This is a genomic window from Nocardia alni, from assembly GCF_019038435.1.
In the GTDB taxonomy this organism is placed as follows: domain Bacteria; phylum Actinomycetota; class Actinomycetes; order Mycobacteriales; family Mycobacteriaceae; genus Nocardia; species Nocardia alni.
The window spans coordinates 1-437 of sequence record NZ_JAGPOX010000357.1 but is presented as its reverse complement, the minus strand read 5'-3'; the positions used below and the strand labels follow the sequence as shown (position 1 = coordinate 437).

Here is a 437-nt window from a genome sequence, read left to right as displayed (position 1 = left end):
CCACCGCCTGATCCTTCCAGCCCCAACTACAACGGAGACAAAGCACGATGAAGAAACGCTCCCTGATGTCCGCCGCCTGCGCGCTGCTGGCGGCCACAGTCCTCGCGCCCGCGGGCGCCGCGGACGCCTTCCCGTCCAAGCCGCTCACCCTGGTGATCCCCTACCCGCCCGGCGGGCCGACCGATGCCATGGCGCGCACCCTGGCCGCCGAGATCAAGGACCGGATCGGCCAGCCGATGATCGTGGAGAACCGCGCGGGGGCCAACGGCAACATCGGCGCCGAATACGTCGCCCGGGCGGGGCCCGACGGCTACACGCTGATGTTCGGCACCTCGGGGCCCCTGGCCATCAACGCGAGCCTCTACGCCAAGATCGGCTACGACCCGGTCAAGAGCTATGCGCCGGTGGTCCGCGTGGGCTACCTGCCCACCGTGCTG

General features: G+C 70.3%; 1 protein-coding gene. It reads left to right on the top strand.

What is annotated here, in order from left to right:
• Positions 1 to 47: 47 nt before the first annotated feature.
• Positions 48 to 437: tripartite tricarboxylate transporter substrate-binding protein (locus JZ791_RS47450; RefSeq protein WP_254207400.1), on the top strand; the 390-nt coding region annotated here is incomplete at its 3' end.